General features: G+C 65.7%; 20 protein-coding genes. 6 read left to right on the forward strand and 14 right to left on the reverse strand.

The window, feature by feature from the left end; all coding sequences use genetic code 11:
• Positions 1–151: 151 nt before the first annotated feature.
• Both dnaG and ACO07I_RS23640 read right to left on the reverse strand, forming a co-directional pair.
• Entirely contained in the window at positions 152–2029 is a 1878-nt protein-coding gene (dnaG, locus tag ACO07I_RS23635; protein ID WP_422011727.1) for a DNA primase, read from the reverse strand.
• Positions 2030–2239: 210 nt separating this feature from the next.
• Positions 2240–2698 carry a GatB/YqeY domain-containing protein gene (locus ACO07I_RS23640; RefSeq protein WP_422011729.1) on the reverse strand — a complete coding sequence of 153 codons (459 nt, stop codon included), beginning with the start codon at positions 2696–2698 and terminating at the stop codon, positions 2240–2242.
• Positions 2699–2921: 223 nt separating this feature from the next.
• On the opposite strand from ACO07I_RS23640, the gene carA reads away from it, so the two are divergent.
• From carA to greA, 3 genes are all read left to right on the forward strand, one after another.
• Positions 2922–4106, forward strand: coding sequence for a glutamine-hydrolyzing carbamoyl-phosphate synthase small subunit (gene carA / locus ACO07I_RS23645; RefSeq protein ID WP_422011731.1), 1185 nt, complete (start codon positions 2922–2924; stop codon positions 4104–4106).
• A 7-nt stretch (positions 4107–4113) separates the two neighbouring features.
• Complete coding sequence (gene carB, locus ACO07I_RS23650; RefSeq protein WP_422011733.1) at positions 4114–7359, forward strand: carbamoyl-phosphate synthase large subunit; 3246 nt, start codon at positions 4114–4116, stop codon at positions 7357–7359.
• A 93-nt stretch (positions 7360–7452) separates the two neighbouring features.
• The gene (gene greA / locus ACO07I_RS23655; protein WP_422011735.1) at positions 7453–7926 is read left to right on the forward strand and encodes a transcription elongation factor GreA; all 474 of its coding nucleotides are present in this window, start codon (positions 7453–7455) and stop codon (positions 7924–7926) included.
• Here greA and ACO07I_RS23660 read toward each other — a convergent pair.
• The 3 genes from ACO07I_RS23660 to ACO07I_RS23670 form a co-directional block, all read right to left on the reverse strand.
• Positions 7919–8485 carry an inner membrane-spanning protein YciB gene (locus ACO07I_RS23660; protein ID WP_422011737.1) on the reverse strand — a complete coding sequence of 189 codons (567 nt, stop codon included), beginning with the start codon at positions 8483–8485 and terminating at the stop codon, positions 7919–7921. The genes greA and ACO07I_RS23660 overlap by 8 nt on opposite strands.
• 84 nt (positions 8486–8569) lie before the next feature.
• Positions 8570–8941 (reverse strand): nuclear transport factor 2 family protein, encoded by a 372-nt coding sequence (locus ACO07I_RS23665; protein WP_422011739.1) that lies wholly within the window; start codon positions 8939–8941, stop codon positions 8570–8572.
• A gap of 70 nt (positions 8942–9011) precedes the next feature.
• Positions 9012–9491 carry an Lrp/AsnC family transcriptional regulator gene (locus ACO07I_RS23670; protein WP_422011741.1) on the reverse strand — a complete coding sequence of 160 codons (480 nt, stop codon included), beginning with the start codon at positions 9489–9491 and terminating at the stop codon, positions 9012–9014.
• Positions 9492–9668: 177 nt separating this feature from the next.
• Between ACO07I_RS23670 and trxB the strand changes: the two genes are divergently transcribed.
• The 3 genes from trxB to ACO07I_RS23685 all read left to right on the forward strand — a co-directional run bounded on the left by trxB (position 9669) and on the right by ACO07I_RS23685 (position 12798).
• Entirely contained in the window at positions 9669–10640 is a 972-nt protein-coding gene (gene trxB, locus ACO07I_RS23675) for a thioredoxin-disulfide reductase (RefSeq protein ID WP_422011743.1), read from the forward strand.
• Positions 10641–10670: 30 nt separating this feature from the next.
• Positions 10671–11561, forward strand: a complete 891-nt coding sequence (locus ACO07I_RS23680) for a LysR family transcriptional regulator (RefSeq protein ID WP_422011745.1) — start codon at positions 10671–10673, stop codon at positions 11559–11561.
• Positions 11562–11919: 358 nt separating this feature from the next.
• Complete coding sequence (locus tag ACO07I_RS23685) at positions 11920–12798, forward strand: DUF6492 family protein (protein ID WP_422011747.1); 879 nt, start codon at positions 11920–11922, stop codon at positions 12796–12798.
• Here ACO07I_RS23685 and ACO07I_RS23690 read toward each other — a convergent pair.
• The 9 genes from ACO07I_RS23690 to ACO07I_RS23730 all read right to left on the reverse strand — a co-directional run bounded on the left by ACO07I_RS23690 (position 12795) and on the right by ACO07I_RS23730 (position 21550).
• Entirely contained in the window at positions 12795–13922 is a 1128-nt protein-coding gene (locus ACO07I_RS23690; protein ID WP_422011749.1) for a CaiB/BaiF CoA transferase family protein, read from the reverse strand. The genes ACO07I_RS23685 and ACO07I_RS23690 overlap by 4 nt on opposite strands.
• Positions 13919–15085, reverse strand: coding sequence for an acyl-CoA dehydrogenase family protein (locus ACO07I_RS23695; RefSeq protein WP_422011751.1), 1167 nt, complete (start codon positions 15083–15085; stop codon positions 13919–13921). The genes ACO07I_RS23690 and ACO07I_RS23695 overlap by 4 nt, the downstream gene beginning before the upstream one ends.
• 129 nt (positions 15086–15214) lie before the next feature.
• On the reverse strand, positions 15215–15553 hold the full coding sequence (locus tag ACO07I_RS23700) for a DUF7508 domain-containing protein (protein ID WP_422011753.1): 339 nt from the start codon (positions 15551–15553) through the stop codon (positions 15215–15217).
• A gap of 3 nt (positions 15554–15556) precedes the next feature.
• The gene (locus tag ACO07I_RS23705) at positions 15557–16318 is read right to left on the reverse strand and encodes an enoyl-CoA hydratase/isomerase family protein (protein WP_422011755.1); all 762 of its coding nucleotides are present in this window, start codon (positions 16316–16318) and stop codon (positions 15557–15559) included.
• Positions 16319–16323: 5 nt separating this feature from the next.
• Complete coding sequence (locus tag ACO07I_RS23710; protein ID WP_422011757.1) at positions 16324–17295, reverse strand: Bug family tripartite tricarboxylate transporter substrate binding protein; 972 nt, start codon at positions 17293–17295, stop codon at positions 16324–16326.
• Between the two features lie 71 nt (positions 17296–17366).
• The gene (msrP, locus tag ACO07I_RS23715; RefSeq protein WP_422011759.1) at positions 17367–18329 is read right to left on the reverse strand and encodes a protein-methionine-sulfoxide reductase catalytic subunit MsrP; all 963 of its coding nucleotides are present in this window, start codon (positions 18327–18329) and stop codon (positions 17367–17369) included.
• A 91-nt stretch (positions 18330–18420) separates the two neighbouring features.
• A complete protein-coding gene (locus tag ACO07I_RS23720; RefSeq protein WP_422011761.1) occupies positions 18421–18858 on the reverse strand; it encodes a hypothetical protein in 438 nt (145 codons plus the stop codon).
• Between the two features lie 69 nt (positions 18859–18927).
• Positions 18928–19173, reverse strand: coding sequence for a hypothetical protein (locus ACO07I_RS23725; protein WP_422011763.1), 246 nt, complete (start codon positions 19171–19173; stop codon positions 18928–18930).
• 301 nt (positions 19174–19474) lie between these two features.
• On the reverse strand, positions 19475–21550 hold the full coding sequence (locus ACO07I_RS23730; RefSeq protein ID WP_422011765.1) for an elongation factor G: 2076 nt from the start codon (positions 21548–21550) through the stop codon (positions 19475–19477).
• Positions 21551–21628: the final 78 nt, after the last annotated feature.

The following is a 21628-nucleotide window of genomic DNA, read 5'->3' on the forward strand; positions in this document are numbered from 1 at the left end:
GGTGCGACAAACAGATAAAACGGCCAAAGGGCCGTTATTTGGCTGCAAGAAGGGGAGGCGGGAGGGCGGCCCCGCAAAAACTACCCTTCTACTATATGGGGCTTCAGTGCAAGCAGCGATAGGGGGAGCCCCCTGAATCTGCGCGTCCCGGCTACAGGGCATTGGATTCCAGGCTTTCCCGCCGCATTCGGTCGAGAACGGCATGAAGCCGCCGCAAATTCTCCTCCGACATGTCCTCTGCGAGAGCATCTTCCGCCCGTTTCAGCTCCTCGGGGTCTGACCGGAGATGGCTGACATGGCGGGCGGCCCGGCGCCACTGGCCGACCCAGCCATCCGCATCGGTCGGGTCGTCGCGGAAGGCCTCGCGCGCCTTGGCCCGCGCCGAGGCTGCCAACTGCGCCAGACCCATCCTCTGGAGATGCTGGCCGATGAGTTCGGCCTCCAGAGAGGGGTCGCCCGCCGCCTCGTCTGCGGCCGGATCCACCCCCGACGGCACGAGAGAGAGGGCATCCAGCAGTCCGCTGCGCAGCCGGCCCAGGTCGGGGCTGGTGATCGGCAGGGCTGCCAGATCTTCGGCCAGGATGTGGAGCAGGGCCGGCCGTTCGATCAGGGCGCCCAGCAGGCCCCACTCCTGGCGCGAGGCGTCGAGATCGAGACCTGATCGGCGGGCCGCCGAGCCGGCCGCGAAAGGCGCGGGTTCGGGATCTCCGGGGCGTCTGAAGGGCTTGCGGAACTTTCCAGGCTGCCAGGCCGGCGCCTCGGGGCGGCGCATCCGGTTCAGCCGGTTGCGCATCTCGGTGCGGTAGTAGTCGCGCACCACCGGATCGGCGATCTCCGCCACCCGCTGTTCGACGCTCTGCTGGAGGCTCGCTCGCCGCTCGGGCGTGTCGGCCGGCTTGCCCTCGGTTTCGAGTTCCCAGACCACATCGGACAGCGGACGGGCGAGGTCGAGGACGCGGCGGACTGCATCGGGGCCCTTGGTCCGGATCAGGCTGTCGGGGTCCTCGCCCGCCGGCAGGGTGAGAAAACGCAGGCTCTTGCCGGGACGGAGCAAGGGAAGCGCCCGTTCGGCGGCCCGGGACATGGCGCGCCGGCCCGCATTGTCGCCGTCGAAGCAGAGAAAGGGCTCGTCCGCGAGCTTCCAGAGTTCGCCCAGCTGTCCCTCGGTCAGGGCGGTGCCGAGCGGCGCCACGGCGCCGGTGAAGCCCGCCCCGTGCAGCGCGATGACGTCCATGTAGCCTTCGGCCACGATCACCGGCTGGTCCTTGGTCGCGGCCTGCCGAGCCCGGTCGAGGCAGTAGAGATTGGCGCCCTTGTGGAAGAGCGGCGTCTCGGGGGAGTTCAGATACTTGGGCTCGCCGGTGCCCATGACCCGGCCGCCGAAGGCGATGGCGCGGCCCCGGCGATCGTTGATGACGAACATCACGCGGCCCCTGAACCGGTCGTAGGGATCGCGCCCGTCCTCCGGCCGGATGGCCAGTCCGGCCTCGACGATCTTGTCGAGAGGGACGTTCTCGCGCTTGAGGGCGGCGAGGAGGCCGTCGCGCGAATCGGGCGCAAATCCCAGGCGGAAGTCGTCGATGGTGGCGTCGGAAAGGCCGCGCCCCCGCAGATAGTCCAGGCCCTGGCGGCCGACCGGCAGGCGAAGCTGCTTCTGGAACCAGACAGCCGCCATTTCAACGACCTGCTGGAGCGTGGAGGCCCGGTCGGCGCGCTCGCGCTCGGCCGGCGTGGCCACAGGCACCGGCAGGTTGACCTCGCGGGCGAGCTTTTCGACCGTCTCGGGAAAGGAGAGACCTTCCGTCTTCATGACGAAGTCGATGGCGCTGCCCTTCTCGTGGCAGCCGAAACAGTAGAAGAAGCCCTTCTTGTCGTTGACCGTGAAGGACGGTGTCTTCTCGTTGTGGAAGGGGCAGAGGCCTGCGTACTCGGCACCCGAGCGGCGCTTCAGCGACACCTTCCGGCCGACGATGTCGGACAGGCTGAGGCGCGCGCGCAGTTCGTCTAGGAAGCCGGGAGGGAACGCCATCCCCTAAGATGGCCCCGGGACCGACGCCACGCCATAGGGGATAGCGGGGATCGTTACCGACGCCCGCCGGCGCCTAACCCGGAACGCAACATTGTTGCGTCAACGGTCAACGCGACACGGGATCAGGGACCTGCGACATCCGCTTCAGTTATTTCGTTTATTTCGTTTGTTTCGTTTATTCGACGTGACTTCGGCTTTTTCAGCAGCCTGCTAGCCGGCGAGAGCCTTCTTCACGGCGGCTGACGCCTTGGCGAAGTCCATCTGGCCGGCATACTTGCCCTTCAGGGTCGCCATGACGCCGCCCATGTCCTTGACCGAGGTGGCGCCGGCAGCGGCAATGGCCTCGCGCACGGCAGCCTCGACCGCGGCTTCGTCCATCTGCTGCGGCAGGAAGCGCTCGATCACGGCGATCTCCGCCTTTTCCTTCTCGGCCAGGTCGGTGCGGCCGCCCTTTTCGTAGAGGGCGATCGATTCGTTGCGCTGCTTGATCATGCCCTGCATCAGCGACAGGATCCTGTCGTCGGCCACGCCGTCGCGGCTGGCCTCGGTGCGGGCGGCGATATCGGCGTCCTTGAGCTTCGCGAGGATGAGCCGAATCGTGCCCAGCGCGGCCTGATCCTTGGCGCGCATCGCGTCTTTCATCGCTTCGGTCAGTTTTTCGCGCAGCATCGCTTGGGTCCCGTTGGTATGCCCGAAGGCTAAGGGGCGGAAACTAATCGCCCCAGCCGCTGTTGGCAAAGCAAATAAGCTATTGAAATAGCTTAGAAAATGGCTGCCTTCCGCGCCTTGACCCTCTGCGGCGGCTTGGTTACAACCCGCCCGGCTTGCCGATCGCCTCGCCCATGCCGGGTCCGGGGCGAGGCCGCGCGAGCCGCACGAACGGGCAAACATCATGACTTCACCTAAGACCGCCGGTGCGAATGACGCCGCGCCGCGTTGGGCCACGGCCGCGCTGGTGCTGGCCGACGGCACGGTCTTCTGGGGCAAGGGAGTGGGCGCCGCCGGCCATGCCGTGGGCGAGGTCTGCTTCAACACCTCGATGACCGGGTACCAGGAGATCATCACCGATCCGTCCTATGCCGGCCAGATCATCACCTTCACCTTCCCGCACATCGGCAATGTCGGCACCAATCTCGAGGACATCGAGACGATCACCCCGGCAGCGCGCGCCGTCGTGCTGCGCGGCGACATCACCGAGCCCGCCAACTGGCGCTCCGTAAAGCCGCTCAACGACTGGCTGAAGAGCCACAATCTGCCGGGCATCTGCGACGTCGACACGCGGGCCATCACGCGGCGCATCCGCGACGGCGGCCCGCCCAACGGTGTCGTCGTCCATGCGCCGGACGGCAAGTTCGACATCCCGAAGATGCGCCAGATCGCGCTCGACTGGCCGGGACTCGACGGCATGGATCTGGCCCTCGAGGTTACGACCAAGCAGACCTACACTTGGGATGAGACCAAGTGGGCGCTGGGCAAGGGCTACGGCAAGCTCACCAACCCCAAGTATCATGTCGTCGCCGTGGACTACGGCGCCAAGCGCAATATCCTGCGCTGCCTCGCCAACACCGGCTGCAGGGTCACCGTCGTGCCGGCCACGGCCACGGCCGAGGATATTCTGCGGCACAATCCCGATGGCGTGTTCCTGTCCAACGGCCCCGGCGATCCGGCGGCGACCGCGGTTTATGCCTCGTCCGCCATCCAGGCCGTGCTCGACAGGAAGGTGCCGTTGTTCGGCATCTGCCTAGGACACCAGATCCTGGCCCTGACGCTCGGTGGCAAGACGCGCAAGATGGAGCGCGGCCACCGTGGCGCCAACCAGCCGGTCAAGGACCTGACCACCGGCAAGGTCGAGATCACGTCGCAGAACCATGGCTTCTGCGTCATCCCCGAATCGCTGCCCGAGAACACCGAGGTGACGCACGTCTCCCTGTTCGACGGCATCAACGAAGGCCTGCGCTGCACCGACAAGCCGGCCTTCTCGGTCCAGTATCACCCCGAAGCCTCGCCCGGCCCGACCGACAGTCACTATCTCTTCGACCGCTTCGTCGAGATGATCGACAAGAGCAAGGGCAAGTAGAGAGATCATGCCCAAGCGCACCGACATAAAGAGCATCCTCGTCATCGGCGCCGGCCCGATCGTCATCGGTCAGGCCTGCGAGTTCGACTATTCCGGCGTCCAGGCCTGCAAGGCGCTGAAGGACGAGGGCTATCGGGTCATCCTGATCAACTCCAACCCGGCCACGATCATGACCGATCCGGGGCTGGTCGATGCGACCTATATCGAGCCGATCACGCCCGACTTCGTGGCGCGCATCATCGAGAAGGAAAAGCCCGACGCGATCCTGCCGACCATGGGCGGCCAGACGGCGCTCAACACCGCGATGTCGCTGCATCGCGATGGGCGGCTCAAGACGTACGGCGTCGAGCTGATCGGCGCCAATGCCGAAGCCATCGACAAGGCCGAGGACCGGCTGCTGTTCCGCGACGCCATGACCAAGATCGGGCTCGAATGCCCGAAGAGCGAAGTCGTGCACAATCGCGAAGAGGCGGCGACCGCGCTGGAGCGGGTCGGCCTGCCGGCGATCATCCGCCCGTCCTTCACGCTGGGCGGCACCGGCGGCGGCATCGCCTACAATCGCGACGAGTATTTCGAGATCGTGGCCGGCGGCGTCGATGCCTCGCCGGTCGGCGAAGTGCTGGTCGAGGAATCCGTGCTCGGCTGGAAAGAGTACGAGATGGAGGTCGTGCGCGACCGCAACGACAACTGCATCATCATCTGCTCGATCGAGAACGTCGATCCGATGGGCGTGCATACCGGCGACTCCGTCACGGTCGCCCCGGCGCTGACGCTGACCGACAAGGAATACCAGATCATGCGCGACGCCTCGATCGCGTGCCTGCGCGAGATCGGCGTCGATACCGGCGGCTCGAACGTGCAGTTCGCGGTCGATCCGGCGAGCGGCCGCATGGTGGTGATCGAGATGAATCCGCGCGTGTCGCGCTCCTCGGCCTTGGCTTCCAAGGCCACGGGTTTCCCGATCGCCAAGGTCGCCGCCCGGCTGGCCGTGGGCTACACGCTCGACGAACTCCTGAACGACATCACCGGCGAGACTCCAGCCTCGTTCGAGCCGACGATCGACTACGTCGTCACCAAGATGCCGCGCTTCGCCTTCGAGAAGTTCCCGGGCGCGGAGCCGCTGCTCAATACCTCGATGAAGAGCGTCGGCGAGGCGATGTCGATCGGCCGCACCTTCCAGGAATCGCTGCAGAAGGCGCTGCGTTCGATGGAGACCGGCCTGACCGGCCTGAACGAGATCGAGATCAAGGGCGCACCCGACAAGTCCGCCATCGTGGGCGCCCTGGCCCGGCCGACGCCCGACCGCATCCTGGTGATCGCCCAGGCGTTCCGTTACGGCCTGAACGTGGAAGAGATCGCCCAGGCGTCGAAATACGAGCCGTGGTTCCTGCGCCAGATCGAGCAACTGGTCGCCATCGAGGCGAGCGTGCGCAAGGACGGCCTGCCGACGGAGGCCAAGGCGTTCTTCGACCTCAAGAAGAAGGGCTTCTCCGACGAGCGGCTCGGTGAACTGACGAAGCAGAGCGCCGGCGACGTGGCGAAGAAGCGTCGCGCGCTCGGCGTGCGGCCGGTCTTCAAGCGCATCGATACCTGCGCGGCCGAATTCGAGTCGCGCACGCCCTACCTCTATTCCTGCTACGAGGGCGACGGGGTGCGGCCGGCCGAGTGCGAAGCGCAACCGACCGACCGGCGCAAGGTCATCATCCTGGGGGGCGGTCCCAATCGCATCGGCCAGGGCATCGAGTTCGACTATTGCTGCGTCCATGCGGTCTACGCGCTGCGCGAGGCCGGCTACGAGACCATCATGGTCAACTGCAACCCCGAGACCGTTTCGACCGACTACGACACGGCCGACCGTCTCTATTTCGAGCCGCTGACGGCCGAGGACGTGATCGAGCTGGTCGAGGTTGAGCGCCGCAGCGGCGAGCTGCTCGGCCTGATCGTGCAGTTCGGCGGCCAGACGCCGCTCAAACTCGCCAAGCCGCTCGAAGCCGCGGGCATTCCGATCCTGGGCACCTCGCCCGACGCCATCGATCTCGCCGAGGACCGCGAGCGCTTCCAGAAGCTGATCCACGAGCTCAAGCTGCGCCAGCCCGACAACGGCACCGCGACATCGCAGGAGAAGGCGATCGAGATTGCCGAGAAGATCGGCTATCCGGTGGTCATCCGTCCGTCCTACGTGCTGGGCGGACGCGCGATGCAGATCGTCTACGATCGCGCCGCCATCGAGCGCTACATGCGCGATGCCGTAAAGGTCTCGGGCAGCAATCCGGTGCTGATCGATTCCTATCTGCGCGATGCCATCGAGGTCGATGTCGACGCCCTGGCCGACAAGGACCAGAACGTGTTCGTCGCGGGCATCATGGAGCATATCGAGGAGGCGGGAATTCATTCCGGCGACTCGGCCTGCTCGCTGCCGCCTTATTCGCTGTCGGCCAAGATCCTGGCCGAGATCGAGCGCCAGACCGAGGCGATGGCCAAGGCGCTGCATGTCGTTGGCCTGATGAATGTGCAGTTCGCCGTCAAGGATGGCGAGGTCTACGTGCTCGAAGTCAATCCGCGCGCCAGCCGCACCGTGCCGTTCGTCGCCAAGGCGACGGGGCAGCCGATCGCCAAGTTCGCGGCCCGCCTGATGGCCGGCGAAGCGCTGAAGTCGCTCGGCATCAAGAAGGCCAAGGGCAAGCATATCGCGGTCAAGGAGGCGGTGTTCCCCTTCGCGCGCTTCCCCGGCGTCGACATCATCCTTGGCCCGGAAATGCGCTCGACCGGCGAGGTCATGGGCCTCGACATGGATTTCGGGCGCGCCTTTGCCAAGTCGCAGCTCGGCGCCGGCAGCAAGGTGCCGGTCGAGGGCGCGGTGTTCGTCTCGGTCAAGGACCAGGACAAGCAGGCGATGGTGAAGCCCCTGAAGCGGCTGATCGAACTGGGCTTCAAAGTCGTCGCGACCCGCGGCACGGCGGAGTTCCTCGCCAAGCATTCGATCGAGGCGCAGCAGGTCAACAAGGTGCTGGAAGGCCGGCCGCATATCGTCGACCTGATGAAGGACGGCAAGGTGCAGCTCGTGTTCAATACGGTCGAAGGCGCAAGCGCCCTGACCGACAGCTTCACGCTCCGGCGCACCGCCCTGATGAACAAGATCGCCTATTATACGACGGTCGCCGGTGCCAAGGCGGCGGTCGAGGGCATTGCCGCGGTCAAGCAGGGTGGGCTCGACGTGGCGCCCCTGCAATCCTACTTCAAGACCGCCTTTTAACCGGGCGGTCTTTCCTGCAACTTGCCGTATAGCAACCCGTTTTGGGGTGCGTTCGGCGTTGACGCCGTACGACTGATCAAGGACGATTTGGCGATGGAACGTATTCCCATGACAGCCGAGGGGCTACAGCGCCTCGAAGGCGAACTGAAAGTGCTGAAGAGCGTCGAGCGCCCGGCGATCATCAAGGCCATCGCGACGGCGCGCGAGCATGGCGATCTCTCGGAGAACGCCGAGTACACGTCTGCGCGCGAAAAGCAGAGCTTCATCGAGGGGCGCATCGCCGAGCTCGAGGACATCATCTCGCGCACCGAGGTGATCGACTTCTCGAAGCTGACCGGCAAGGTTGTGAAGTTCGGCGCCATCGTGCGCCTGGCCGACGAGGATACCGACGAGACGGTGAAGTACCAGATCGTCGGCCCCTACGAGGCCGACCTCGCCAAGGGCCGGATCTCCGTCACTTCGCCGATCGGGCGGGCGCTCATCGGCAAGACGGTGGGTGACCGGGTCGAGGTTCAGACGCCGCGCGGCGGCAAGTCCTACGAAGTGGTGGGCGTGCAGTTCAACTAGTCGCCATCATGGCGCGCGCCCGGCGGATGCCGGTCGACTTCATGATGGCATACTGGATACCGAACAGGCCGACCTTGCTGCCGATCGCCCAGACCGACTTCACGGCCGCCCAGCTCGTGACGTCGAGTGTCAGGGCGAGCACGATGTTGAGCCCGGCCGAGAAGAACATCAGTCCGGCCCAGACATAACCAAAGGTAACGGCGAGGTCGGGAACGGTCGCGCGTGCGATCGGCGGCAGGTAGCGGGTCATCCAGCCGCGCTTCAGCATCACCAGCCCGACGATCACATAGATGATGCTGGGCTTCATCATGATGAAGAGGGGATCGTCGGTCAGGAACGTCGCCGTACCCGACGCGAAGATGATGACGAGGCTGAGCCACTGCAGCGCCTCGACGGGCTGCTTGCGGGCGAGCTGCCAGCCGATCTGGACGATGCCCAGCGCCATGCCGAGGCCGACGGCGAGGAAGAGATTGCCGGTGATCGCATAGACGGCGAGGAACAGCAGCGTCGACGCGAGGTCGAGCAGCAGGATCTTCGACGCCTGGAAAAGAGCCCTCATGGCCTGCGCCCCTCGGTCTTGATGACAACGCTGTGTATTTTAGGAGGGTATCAATACACGCCGTTTCCCGCAAGACCCTCGCGGTCAGGCCACGACTTTGATGTAGGTGTCCTTCATGACGATGAGGCCGCCCCGGAAGGTGTAGAGGTCGCAGCCCAGCCACTCCTGGCGCTCACCGGACTTCAGCGTGGCGGTCCGGTGCCATTCTGTCACCGCCCGGTCGCCGCAGATGAACTCGTTCGTGTGAACCCACTTCACATCGCCGGTATTGGCGAACAGCGGCTCGAAATAGCTGCGGATGGCCGCTTTGCCCTTGAAACTCTGGCCCCAGTAGTCGGGCCCCTTGGCGTTGCGGAATTCGCCATCCTCGGCGAACGAATTGACGATGCCGTCGACGTCGCGCCGGGCAAAGGCGTCGGCAACGCGGTGCAGGATCTCGAAGGTGACGTCGGTCAATTCTTGCTCCGTTGCTTCTGTGCGGGCTCTCGCGGTCGGCTGCAACCGCTGCCGCCCATCTCGACGGAAGCTACGCTTCCGTCGAGATGGGGACGCCGGGCACTTCCTTCGCGGTCCGGAACACCATCATCGACTTCACGTGGCTGACATTGGGCGCGGAGGTGAGGCGGGTGGTCAGGAATTTCTGGTAGTCGTCCCAGGTCTCGGCCACGATCTTGAGCAGGAAATCGGCCTCGCCAGCCAGCATGTGGCACTCGCGGACCTCCTCCCAATTCGCGATCAGCGCCTCGAACGCCTTGAGATCGGCCTCGGCCTGGCTGTTCAGTCCGACCAGCGCGAACACCGATACGCTGTAGCCCAGGGCCTCCGGGCTCAGTTCGGCATGGTAACCCTTGATGATGCCCGCCCGCTCCAACGCCCTCACGCGGCGCAGGCAGGGTGGCGCCGATATGCCGGCGCGCTCGGCCAGTTCCACGTTGGTCATGCGTCCATTGGACTGCAGATCGCTGAGAATTCGCCGGTCAATTCGATCGAGCTTGGCCCGAGCCATCAGTATTCCTCCGTTGGGCCGGGTCTATGCCAGAACCATGCCGGACACGCAATAAAGTTGCGAGAATTCGGTGATTGCCTGTGAACAATTGCGTGTGAAATTGACTTCTAGCCGTGCAACTCGGTGGAGGTTTGCATATATGTCCAAGATATGCGGTTGGCGGGATGCGGAGCGGACATGGCAGAAACTCACCGAAGCAAGGTAATGATCTTGGGGTCCGGCCCGGCCGGCTACACGGCGGCCATCTATGCGGCTCGCGCAAGCCTCAAGCCCATGTTGGTGCAGGGAATCCAGCCCGGCGGCCAGCTCACGATCACGACCGACGTCGAGAACTATCCGGGCTTCGCGGATGTCATCCAGGGGCCGTGGCTCATGGAGCAGATGCAGAAGCAGGCCGAGCATGTCGGCACGCAGATGTTCTTCGACACGATCGTAGACGTCGACCTCTCGGTGCGGCCGTTCGTCTGCATGGGCGATTCCGGCGACCGATATGAGGCGGACTCGCTGATCATCGCGACGGGCGCCACGGCGAAGTGGCTCGGCCTGCCCAGCGAGGAGACCTTCCGCGGCGGCGGCGTATCGGCCTGCGCGACCTGCGACGGCTTTTTCTTCCGCAACAAGGAAGTGATCGTGGTCGGCGGCGGCAATACCGCGGTCGAGGAGGCGCTCTATCTGACCCATCACGCCTCCAAGGTGACCCTGGTGCACCGTCGCGACAGCTTCCGCGCGGAGAGGATACTCCAGGACCGCCTGTTCAAGAATCCCAAGGTCAGCGTCATCTGGGACCACGTCGTCGACGAGGTTATCGGTGAAAAGACGCCGGCGCCGGTCGTCACGGGGGCGCGCCTGCGCAACGTGAAGACGGGCGCGGTGCAGGACCTCAAGGCCGACGGTTTCTTCGTGGCGATCGGCCATTCGCCCAATACCGAGCTGTTCAAGGGCAAGCTCGAGATGGATGGCGAGGGCTATCTGATCACCCGGCCGGATTCGACGGCAACCAATATCGTGGGCGTCTTCGCGGCGGGCGACGTGCAGGACAAGGTGTTCCGGCAGGCCGTGACGGCGGCGGGCACGGGCTGCATGGCCGCGCTCGAAGCCGAAAAGTGGCTGGCAGGTCAGGAGGCGCGCCACGCAGAGGCGGCCGAGTAAAGCAGCAGGCGTGGACAGGGAGGCAATGAAATGGACTGGGACAAGCTGCGGATATTCCAGGCCGTGGCGGATGCCGGCAGCTTCACTCATGCGGGCGAGTCACTGAAGCTCAGCCAGTCGGCGATCTCGCGCCAGATCGGCGCGCTCGAGGAACAGCTCGGCGTCATGTTGTTCCACCGCCATGCGCGAGGCCTCATCCTTACGGAGCAGGGCGAGCTGCTCTACCGGACGGCGCGCGACATGGCCGCCAAGGTCAACACGGCCGAGGCGCTGCTGCGGGCCAATCAGGACAAGCCGGCCGGACGGCTCAAGATCCATGCGACGGTTGGCTTCGGCTCGACCTGGCTCACGGCCCAGATGCACGAGTTCATCGCGCTCTATCCCGAGATCGATGTGAGCCTGGTCCTGTCCGACAACGAACTCGATCTCGGCATGCGCGAGGCCGACGTGGCCATCCGCATGGTCATGCCCCGCCAGCCCGGACTGGTGCAGCGCCATCTGCTGACCGTCCGCAGTCACGTCTATGCCTCGCACGACTACGTGCAGAAGTACGGCAAGCCCAACACGATCGACGATCTCGACCAGCATCGTCTCATCATCTTCGGCGAGGATGCGCGCGCACCCGTCCAGGACGTCAACTGGCTGCTTCGCGAGGGCAATCCCGACCAGAACCCGCGGCTCGTGGTTCTGCGGGTGAACAACACCTACGGGATTTTCCGCGCCGTCGAGTCCGGGCTCGGCATTGCCTCGCTGCCCGATTATCTCGCCCGCGAATCGACCAAGCTGGAGATGTTGTTGCCCGACCTGAACGTCCGGACGACGGACGTCTATTTCACCTATCCGGAAGAGCTGCGGCACTCCAAGCGCATTGCAGTCTTCCGGGATTTCTTGCTGCGGAAGGTCGCGGAGACCCGTTTCTAGGGGGCGGGACCTGCAGGATTGCATAGTCGGTGAAAGGCATGCGCACGCCGCATGCCAGTGTCCAAAACTTCACCACTACCAATCTTCCGGATGAGGCATAGGTTGGATGCAGGTTTTCGACACGACCGCTTTTGGCTGATCGGTTCGAAACTCGGGATCCTCATGATCCCACGTCTCCCAGACGTGAAGCCTCCCTGTTTGACTCGCCGGGCCTTTGGGCCCGGCGTTTTTTTTGTGCGATTTTCGGCTTTTTGCGATCTGGGGCGATGTGCCGCTGACAGGCCACCGAGATGACTTAACCTATCGATTGATATGGTGTCGGCGATGCCCATATATAGACAGTAGAGTGCAGTCCCATATGTTTTCAGAGATCAGACAAGGAATCCTCCCGCTCGCCCTGCGCAACATCAAGCGCTTGGGCGATCTGGAGCGTGCCGGACTTCTGATCGAATCGCTGGCCAAGCACTGGCGGGACAGCAAGCCGTTCGAGCTCCTGATCATCGCTCCTGACCGCGACGCGGATCTGTTGCGCTCCAACCTGCCGCGCTTTCCCAATATCGAAGTGACCGTGCGCCGAGAGGGCGACTTCTTCCCCGCCTTCAGCTCCTTCTATTGGATGACCGGCTGGTACCGGCAACAGATCGTGAAATTGCACGTGCCTGCCGTTCTGGGATTCGGCGGCTTCTTCACCCTCGATTCCGATGTCTGCTGCGTGGGGGACTTCGATTCGCGCACCTTCGTGCAATATGAACGGGCGCTGTCGCGATGGGAGCCCAAGCAGCACCACGACTGGTGGCAGAGCGCTTCGGAGGTCATCGGCGTTCCCTACGACGCGAGATCGCACGGTCTCTCGGTGACGCCGAACATCCTGCACGGCGACCTGGCGCGACAGACCTTGGAACGGCTGCGCGGTCGGCGGATGAGCGCCATGACTTCCCTCCTGCTGTGGAAGGCCCGAAAGCCGCTGCAGGTGCCATGGACCGAGTATTCGCTCTACACCAGCACGGCCGAGATCAACGGCACGCTCTACGACTATCACGCCGAGTGGGACACCTGTTACACGTCCGACGTCCAGCTATTCTCGGAACGATCCTGCGTCTGGGGCGCCGACGATTTCGAACGGCTGGTCCGGCTGCCCAACGGCACCGACCCGGGCGGCAAATTCATCATCGTCCAGAGCCACGCGCGCATCCCGCTGCAGCAGGTGCGGGATTACTGTCTGAGCTTCGCCGGCTAGACTTTCCCGTTGTGCTCGCCGATTTTCGGCGCGGTTTCCAGGCTGCCGGCCCGCTTGCCGTCCAGGCTGAGGGGGAGGCCATGGAACAGGGCATTCGATCCGGCATAGGGCTGCAGGAACATCCCCAGTGCCGCGACCTGCGCCAGCTCCATCATCTGGGGCACCGTATTCAGCGGCCCGTTGGGCACACCCAGCGCATCGAGCTTGGCCGTCCAGTGGGCGCGGGGATGCTCCTTCATGATGTCGGCGATCATGCCCAGCAACAGTTCGCGCCGCTCGGCGCGCTGGACGTTGGTCCTGAAACGCTCCTCGTCGGGCCATTCGGGATGGCCCAGCGCCTCGGCGAACTTGCGCCACAGCCGGTCGTTTCCGGGGCAGATCATGAGCGGCCCGTCGCTGCATTCGAAAGCCTGGTAGGGCGTCAGCGACGGATGGCCCGTTCCCTGGCGCGGCGGCATCCTGCCGGTCACCGACCAGCCCGCGACGTGGTTGGAGGCCCACATCAATCCGCTTTCGAACAATGACGTGTTCACCAGGCTGCCCTCGCCGGTGGCCGTGCGCCTGGCCAGTGCGGCCAGCACGCCGATCGCCGTCCACATGCCGGTCGACAGGTCGATGATCGAGACGCCGATGCGCGCTTCCGGTCCTGTCGGATCGCCGTTGAGCGAGATGAGGCCGGCGACGGCCTGGATGATCGGCTCGTAGCCTGGCCGGTCCTTCCACGGTCCGGCATGGCCGAAGGCTCCGAGATCGGCATAGATCAGGCGCGGGAAGCGCTTGGTGAGGGTGGCGCCGTCGAAGCCGAACTTGGCCGGCACGTCGGCGCGCAGATTGTGCACGAAGATGTCGGCCGCGCCGATCCGCTCGATCAGTGCCGCGCGCTGCGCCGGGTCCGCGAGATCGCAGGTGATCGACTTCTTGCCGCGGTTCAGCGCGATGAAGCCCGTCGCATCGCCTTCGACGAACGGAGGCCCCCACTTGCGCGCGTCGTCGCCCTCGGGCCGCTCGACCTTGACCACCTCGGCGCCGAGGAAGGCCAGGATCTGGCCGCAATAGGGGCCGGCCAGGTTCTGGCCGAACTCGACGACCTTGATGCCCGCGAGCGGGCCCGACGCTGTACTCATCGCAGATTGCTCCCCAGGATCTCGCGCGCGATCACCATGCGCTGCACCTCGCTCGGGCCTTCGCCGACCCGTCGGATTCGCATCTCGCGGTACCAGCGCTCCAGCGGCAGGTCCTTGGTCATGCCCATGCCGCCATGGATCTGCATGGCGCGATCTACGACCCGGCCGCCGCCTTCCGACGCGGTGAGCTTGGCGATCGAGGCCTCGATCTTGAAGGGCAGGCCGCGGCGCGCCTTCTCAGCGGCTTCCAGGGTGAAGTGCCTGGCCGTGCGGATGTCGATCTCGTTGTCGACAAGCATCCATTGCACGGCCTGGCGATGCGACAGCTTCTCGCCGAAGGTCGAGCGCATCTTGGCCCATTCGATCGCCATCTCGTGCGCGGCGATGGCAACGCCGATGCAGCCCGCGGCATAGGGGATGCGCTGGCGCGTCAGCCGGTCGTTGGCGACCGCGAAGCCCTTGTTCACCTCGCCCAGCACCTGGTGGTCGCTGACCCAGCAATCCTTGAACTCGAGCTCGGTCGCATAGTGCGAGGAGCGGAGCGTGTGCACGACCCTCCGCACATGGAAGCCCGGCGTGTCGCTGTCGATGATGAAGCAGGTGATGCCCGCACGGCCCTTCGACGAATCGGTTCGCGCGAAGACGATGCCGTACTGCGCGCGATCGGCGTTCGAAATGAAGATCTTGGCGCCGTTCAGGACCCAGCCATTGTCCCTGCGCTCCGCTTTGGTCTGGATCGCGCGTGCCGGATCGCTGCCGCCGGACGGCTCGGTGAGGCCGAAGAACGCCTTCTTCTCGCCGCGCAGCGTCGGATAGAGATAGCGCTCCTTCTGGTCCTCGTTCGCCTCGAAGATCTGCGCCAGGCCCGCGCCGCCGAAGGTGCCGTAGCAGGGCACGTACAGGCCGGCGCGATGCTGCGCCATCTCGATGGCCAGCAGCACGCGCGTCACAATGTCGATGTCGGGACCGCCATATTCCTTGGGAATGTCGATGCCGAACAGGCCCATCGCCTTGGTCTTCTCGACCAGCCGCGCATGATCGGCGGGATCGAGTTCGGAGGCGTCGGGATCGAGCTTGGCTTCGAGCGGAATGATCTCCTCGCGCACGAAGCGCCGGACCTGGTCGATCAGCATCTGCTGCTCTGAGGAGGGCTCGAAATCCATCACAATCCTTTCTCCTCCCCATTCAGATGGGGAGGTGCCCCGAAGGGGCGGAGGGGTCAGGAAGCGGCGGACGTTGACCTATGACCCCTCCGGCCTTCGGCCACCTCCCCATTTGAATGGGGAGGGATGCTAATTCGGGCTCAGCCGTCCCAGCGGGGGCGGGTTCTTGGCGTTGTCGGGCGGCAGGCTGCCATGGTCGGCCTGGTGCACCATCAGCAGCTCGAACCAGCGCGTGCGATACTGCTGGTTCACCTCGACGCGGAACTGGTGGCCCGGCCCCCGTTCGGCGAGCTCGCGCTGCAGCTCGCTGCGCAGGCCGAACGGCGCGCGCGCACCGGCCTGGCCAATGCAGAGGAGGACGCCGGCGGCGTCGGCAACCTGATAGACGCCGAGCTGGCCCGGCAGGCGGGCGATCTCTTCGGCCGTCAGGGGCCGCCACGGCTTGTCGAGGCGGAGCCTGATCGACATCGGCTAGCGCCCCTGGAACTTCGCGGTGCGCTTCTCGAGCCGCGCCTTCATGCCTTCCTGCGCGTCCTGGCTCTTCATCGCGGCCTGCACGAGGGCGTCGACATCGCCGTGCTCGATGGCGTCGCGGAACTCGAGCTGCCTCACCGTGAGCGCCTTCATGGCCTTGAGCGAGAGGGGCGCATTGGCGGCCAGCCGGTCGACGGCCCGGGACGCCTCGGCTTCGAGCTGGTCCGGCGGCACGCAACGGGCGATCAGGCCCAGCGCATGCAGCTTGGTGGACGGCAGCGGGTCGCCCAGCAGCAGCATCTCGCGCGTCGTGACCGGACCCAGCACTTCCATCAGCTTCTTGGCCAGGAACCAGTTGGGGGCGAGGCCGACCTGGGCCAGCGACATGCCGAACCGCGCCTTGTCGCTTGCGACCACGATGTCGCAGTGAAGCGCCAGCTCGTTGCCGCCAGCAATGGCGTCGCCGTGGACGACGGCGACGACGGGCAGCGGGCAGAGTTCGACCGCGCGCAGCATCACCTCGATCCCGCTCGCACTGCCGCCACCGATGGTCTCGCGCCGCTCCGCCATGTCGAGGCCGGCGCAGAAAACATTGCCCTTGCCGCGGATCACGACCACGCGATCCTCGGGGGCAACGGGCGCCTGGAGCGCTTCGATCATCTCGCGCATCAGCTCGCTGTCGAGCGCGTTGCGCTTTTCCGGCCGGTTCATCCAGATGGTCTTGACCGGCCCGTCCTTCTCGATGATGACCTTGCTCATGGCGCTCACTCCGGCTCGATGCCGGCGGCCTTGATCTCCTTGGTCCACCAGGCCGTCTCGCTCTTCACGTAGGCGGCGAACTCGTCGAGGGCGAGCGGCGCGATCTCCATGCGGCCCTGCGTCATCGCCTTGGCGGTGGCCGGATCCTTCAGCGCCTCGGCGATCGCGTCGGCCAGGACCTTCTGGACGTCCTTGGGCGTGGCGGCCGGCGCGAACACGGCCAGCCAGTAGACCAGCGAATAGCCCGGCACGGCTTCGTCGATGGCCGGCAGGTTGGGCGTGACCGTCGTGCGCTTGGGGCCCGTGGTCGCGAGGCCGCGCACGCGGCCGGCCTCGATCTGGGTCAGCGCCTGCGGCAGGTCGGGGAACATCACCTGGACCTGGCCCGAGGCCACGTCGCCCAGCGCCTGCGGGCTCGCCTTGTAGGGCACGCGCTCGATCTTCGTGCCCGCCAGCTTGTTGAACATCTCGCCCGACAGGCGCTGCGAGGCGCTGGCTTCGGCGTAGTTGAGCTTGCCGGGGTTCTTCTTCGCGTACTCCACCAGCTCGGCGGTGGTCTTCACCGGCAGATCGTTGTTAACGACCAGAGCGTTGACGCCCATCACGCAGCGCATGATCGGCGCGAAGTCCTTCTCGATGTCGTAGCTCAGCTTCTTGAACAAGGCGCCGTTGGCGGCGTTCGTCGTGTTCGTGCCCATCATCAGCGTGTAGCCGTCGGCCGGGGCGGTTGCGACGGCGGAGGCGCCCAGCTGCCCGCTGGCGCCCGGCTTGTTCTCGATGACGACCGGCTGCTTCAGGATCTCCTGCAGCTTGGCGCCAAGGCCGCGCGCCGTCAGGTCGGTGGCGCTGCCGGCCGCGAAGGGCACGACGATCTTGATCGGCTTGTTGGGATAGGCCTGGGCGAAGGCGGCGTTGGACAGAGAACCCGCGGCCAGCGCGGCGGCGCCCGCCAGGGTCGTACGACGGTTGAGCTTCACGTTTCCTCCCGAGGCCTCGTCGGCCGGGCACCGTTTTAGCGGCCCGGCGCGGCGAGGCAAAGGCGGGCGGGCTACATGAAGAGCTTTTCCGCCTTGCGGTCGGCGTACAGGCCGGCCACGAACTCCGCGTAGCCGTTGTAGAGCAGGGTCGGGATGCGCTGCTCGCTGCCCAGCGGCTTCTCGGTGGCCTGGCTCCAGCGGGGATGGGCGACCTCGGGGTTCACATTGGCCCAGAACCCGTACTCGCTCGATTGCAGCCCTTCCCAGAACGTCTTGGGCTTCTTGTCGGTGAACTCGACGCTGACGATCGATTTCACGTTCTTGAAGCCATACTTCCAGGGTGCCACGAGACGCAGCGGCGCACCGTTCTGCTTTGGCATCGGCTTGCCGTAGAGGCCGGTCGCGATGAAGGCGAGGTCGTTCATCGCCTCGTCCATCGCCAGCCCTTCGGTGTAGGGCCACGGGTAGAGCGGGTCGCGCTGTTCGTGCATCACCGAGGGCTTGGACAGGGTCTTCATGACGATGAACTTGGCGCTGCCCAGCGGCTTGCAGACCTCGACCAGCGAGCGCACCGGAAAGCCGGTCCACGGCACGATCATCGACCAGGTCTCGACGCAGCGGTGGCGATAGACGCGCTCCTCGAGCTGCACCTTCGCCAGCAGGTCGTCGATGCCGATTTCGAAGGGCTTCTCGACCATGCCGCCGACCTTGATGGTCCACGGACGCACCTCGAGCTTCTGGGCGTCGCGCCAGATACTCTTGTCGGTGCCGAATTCGTAGAAGTTGTTGTAGGTCGTCGCCAGCCGCTCCGCCGTCATGGGGGTGGGGACACCGTATCTGTCATTGCGCCGCGCCGGATAGAGACGGGCGGACGGATCGGCCGACTTGTCCTGCGCCATGAGCTGCCCCGGCAGGGCGAGCGAGGCCGCACCGAAGCCCATGGCGCGCACCATCGTCCGCCGGTTGAGGTAGTGGCTTTCCGATGTCGCCTTCGACTCCGGAATCTCCCAGCCTTTCGTGCGCTTGATCAGCATCGTCTCAACTCCTCTTTACGCCCGTGCTCCTAGATGAGCCCGGCGCGGGTCCGTCGCAAATCAACCCTGCTCACTCGGCCGTGACGCCGCCCTAGGGCTGTGCGTTGGTCACGTCGAGCAGGGTCGGCCACATGACATCCCGCCAGGCACTGTTGCCCACGGCGGTGAAGGTGATCTGTCCGCCCTGAATGAGGAAGAACCGAGGCGTCTCGGCGCCCTGTTCGATCCCGACCTGGCTCATCAGGAAGGCGTCGAGCACCCAGCGCAGGTCGGTGGGCCAGCTCGCGGGCTTCAGGAGAAGCGCCGGTGTCTTCGTGAAGACCACGCGATAGTCGACCTTCTGGAAGACCGGGGCCTGCTTGAACAGAGGCTCCCACTGGGTGCGCCAGATCTTGCAGGCCTCCGAAGTCTCGTCACCGGCAAAGACCAGGATGGGCTTGGCGGTCCCTTGGGCGGCCACGGCTCGCGCCAACATCGGCGCGGCAGCCAGCGTCAGGCCGGCCGCGACCACACTACGTCTCTTGAACATCGATCTACGTCTCCCCCTCGTGGACAGGTCCCACGAGGGCAATATGCTGTATCGCCGTCCGGCCGGGAACTACGCCTTGGTGGCGGTCACGTCCTGGATCATCGGCCACATCCTGTCCTTCCAGCCGCCGTTGCCGGTGACGGTGAGCAGGATCTTGCCATCCTGGAACAGGATGAAGCGCGGCGTCGCGTTGGGGCTTTTCTTGCCTTCGTCGCTGGCGAGGAAGGCAGCCCGGATGGGGCGGGCCGGCGCGGGCCAGCTTTCTTCCACCATCACGAGGTCGGCATTGGCCGGATGGACGACCTGATAGTCCATCTTCTTGAAAGCGGCCGACTTGAGGAAATCAGGCTCGGACTGGGCACGCCAGATCTTGCAGCCGCCTCAAAGTTCGTGGCCGACGAACACCAGCGTCGGGCGCCCAGACTGGGCATTCGCGACGCGGGTCAGTGACGATGCGGCAGCCGTCGCCAGGCCACCCACCATCAGAGACCTTCTGTTGAACATGAACATTGCTCCCGTGGAACCATTCCACTGGGCGAATATGAGAGGCCGGGCCGCGGGGGAGAAGCGCCGTCGGCCCGGCCTCACCGCCTTGTGACAGGAGCAGAGGCCGCGCTCAGGCGGCCTGGCGCTTCCGGGTCTCCTCGACGATGCGCTCGGCGGTGCGGCCGGTCAGCTCCTGCAGATGGTCGAACTCGGCACGGAAGGTACCGATGCCCTGGGTGACGGACCGGATCTCCACGATCATGTCGGCGATCTCCGCTTCGGGCACCAGGGCCGACACCTCGTCCCACCCCGGCCAGTCCGGTCGGGCGTCATAGCCCAGGAGTTGGCCGCGGCGGCCCGAGATCAGCCGCTGCAGCCGCGGGGTCGAGTCGGCCGGTCCGGCCACCGTGACCCGGAGAACGGGCTCGAGCAGGACCGGCCTGCACTTGGGCATGGCCTCGCTCATGGCGATGCGCGCGGCCATCTTGAACGACATCTCGGAACTGTCGACGGCATGGTACTGGCCATCGAACAGCGTCGCCTCGAGATCGACGACCGGCTGCCCGAGCGGTCCTTCCTTCAGGGACTCACGCAATCCTTCCTCCACCGCCGGGATGAAATTGCGCGGCACCACGCCGCCCACGATCCGGTCGACGAAGCGGAATCCCGACCCGCGCGGCAACGGCTTGATCTCGACCTTGATGTCGGCGAACTGGCCGTGCCCGCCGGTCTGGCGCTTGTAGCGGGCATGCTGCTGCGTGCCGGCCTGGATGGTCTCGCGATAGGCGACCCGCGGTGTCGTCGTCTCGACGGCGACGTTGTAGCGGCCGGCGAGTTTGTCGACGGCGACCTTGAGATGCATCTCGCCCTGGCCCCGCAGCAGCAGTTCGTGCGTCTCGCCGCGCTGCTCGAAGGAGAGCGACGGATCTTCCTCGACGATCTTCTGGAGAGCGCCCGAGAGTTTCACCTCGTCGTTGCGGTTGCGGGCCGAGAGGGCCAGGCCGAATACGGCAGCGTCCGCGGTCGGGAAATCCGTTGAGGCGGCGATCGCGGAGGGACCGAGGACCTGGCCCGACGACAGGGCCTCGACCTTGGCCAGGGCAACGATCTCGCCGGCGCGGGCCTCGGCGATCTTGTCGAGCCTCTGCCCGAACGGCCGCAGGATCGAGCCGATCCGCTGTCCGCCCACCGACTGGCCTTCGGCGAGCGTGCCCGACCAGATGCGGCAGAGCGAGAGCTTCCCGGCGTGGCTCTGGTGCAGGACCTTGAAGCACTCCGCCAGGGGAGCGCCGTCCGAAGGCAGTGCCCGGCGCCGCGCCGTCTCCGCGACGAAGGGGGTGTCGTGGCGCAGAGCCTTCAGCAGGCGCCGCACGCCGTTCTCCCGGTCGCCGGCGCCGAGCAGCACCGGCACGATCTTGTCGGTGCAGAACTCGTCGTGCAGATCGCGGTAGATGAGCGACTTCTCCGGCGCGATGTCCTCGATGAGCTGTTCCAGCAGTGCGTCGTCGAACTCCGAGAGCGTCTCGAGCAGGTCTCGCCGCGCCTCGGCCTCGCGCGGCAGCACCTCGGCCGGCATTTCGATCAGGTCGGATGCGCCGCTGCTGCGGTAGCGGTAGGCCCGCTCGCTCACGAGATCGACGTAACCCACCGTCTCCTCGCTGCCGTCGGCGGCGGCGCGCCGGATCGGCACCTGCCGCAGCGCGAGCCTGCGCCGCGACACCGACTGCAGGGCCGACAGGAGGTCCCGGATGCGGACCTCGGCCGAATCGATCTTGTTGACGAAAATGACATGCGGAATGTGCCGGTCCTCGATGAACTTGAGGAGCGGCGTCAGCGCCATCACGCGCTCGACCGAGGGTTCGCAGACCAGCACCGCGGCATCGCACACCGCGAGGCCCGCAAAGGCGTCGTGCTGGAATTCGATCGAGCCCGGCACGTCGAGGAAGGTCCACTGGTCGCCGAGATAGTCGACGGCGGCCACGTTGATCTCCGTGCCCATGTTGCGCTTGCGCGCCTCGACGGCCCCATCGCCGATCGATGTTCCAGCGCGTGTCGAGCCGCGCCGGCCGATGGCGCCGGTCGCGTAGAGAATGCTCTCGAGCAGGCTGGTCTTGCCCGACAGGTACGGCCCGCACAGCGCCACCACGCGATGCGCGCCGCTGCCTGGTCTGCCGCCGGTGATCGTCTCCGTCCTGAATTCGGCCATGACAACGTCCTCCTTCTTCGCAGAAAGCGCAGAAGCTCCGGACGAAGGTCGCGGAATAGACGTTACGCTTCCGAACGA

It is taken from the genome of Reyranella sp. (assembly GCF_965227665.1).
GTDB lineage: Bacteria > Pseudomonadota > Alphaproteobacteria > Reyranellales > Reyranellaceae > Reyranella.